Genomic DNA, 973 nt, shown 5'->3' with positions numbered 1-973 from the left:
CCGACGGCCGCGCGCTGGGGCTGACCGCGCCGCGGCCCGAGGGCCAGCACGCCGCGCTGACCCGCGCCTACCGCAATGCCGGTGTTTCGCCGGCGCGGGTCGGGCTGGTCGAGGCGCACGGCACCGGCACCGTCGTCGGCGACCGGACCGAGCTGGCCACGCTCACGAAGGTGTTCACCGAGGCCGGTGCCGCCGCGGGTAGCTGCACGATCGGGTCGGTGAAGTCGCAGATCGGGCACACCAAGTGCGCGGCCGGCCTGGCCGGGCTGATCAAGACCGCGCTCGCGCTGCACACCGGCGTCAAACCGCCGACGCTGCACATCTCCGAGCCGAACCCGGCGTGGGACGCTGCGACGAGCCCGTTCGTGTTCCAGTCGGCGGCGCAGCCGTGGGCCGAACCGGCCGAGGACCGGATCGCCGGGGTGAGCGCGTTCGGCTTCGGCGGGACCAACTTCCACGTCGTGCTCGGCGCGCACGACAGCGTCCCGCCGGCCCAGGCGGCCGACGAGTGGCCCGCGGAACTGTTCACCTTCGCGACGGAGGCGGCGGCGCGAGACCTGTTGACGCTGGCGTCGGACGTGCCGGCCGGGTACGAGCCTTGGCGGTTGCGGGACCTGGCGCTGAGCGCGTCGCGGCGGGCGGAGGGCCGGGGTGCGCGGCTCGCGATCGTAGCGTCCACTGTGGACGAACTGGTTTCGCTGCTGCGCGAAGCACTCGACGGGCGCGATCCGGCGGGAGTGTTCCGCGGCGAGGGGACCGAACCCGGCGAGGTGGCGGTGCTGTTCCCCGGTCAGGGCAGCCAGCGGCCGGGCATGTTCGCCGAGCTGTTCGTCGCCTTCCCGGACCTGCAGCGGTACCTGCGCCTCGACCCGGCGACGGCGGGCGTCGTCTTCGGCCCGGCGGTGTTCGGCGAGCCCGCGCGGCAGGCGGCGGCCGACCGGGTCACCGACACCCGCGTCGCCCAGCCCGCGCT

At 75.1% G+C, this 973-nt stretch carries 1 protein-coding gene; it reads left to right on the top strand.

Annotated features, from left to right (window positions below; translation table 11 throughout):
- On the top strand, positions 1–973 hold a 973-nt coding region (locus G3I65_RS26420; protein WP_275940170.1), incomplete at both ends, for a ketoacyl-synthetase C-terminal extension domain-containing protein.

Origin of the sequence: Amycolatopsis sp. SID8362 (assembly GCF_010550475.1) — a bacterium.
GTDB classification, from domain to species: Bacteria; Actinomycetota; Actinomycetes; order Mycobacteriales; family Pseudonocardiaceae; genus Amycolatopsis; species Amycolatopsis eburnea.
The sequence above is the reverse complement of the archived record's forward strand: the minus strand, read 5'-3'. Positions and strand labels throughout refer to the sequence as shown.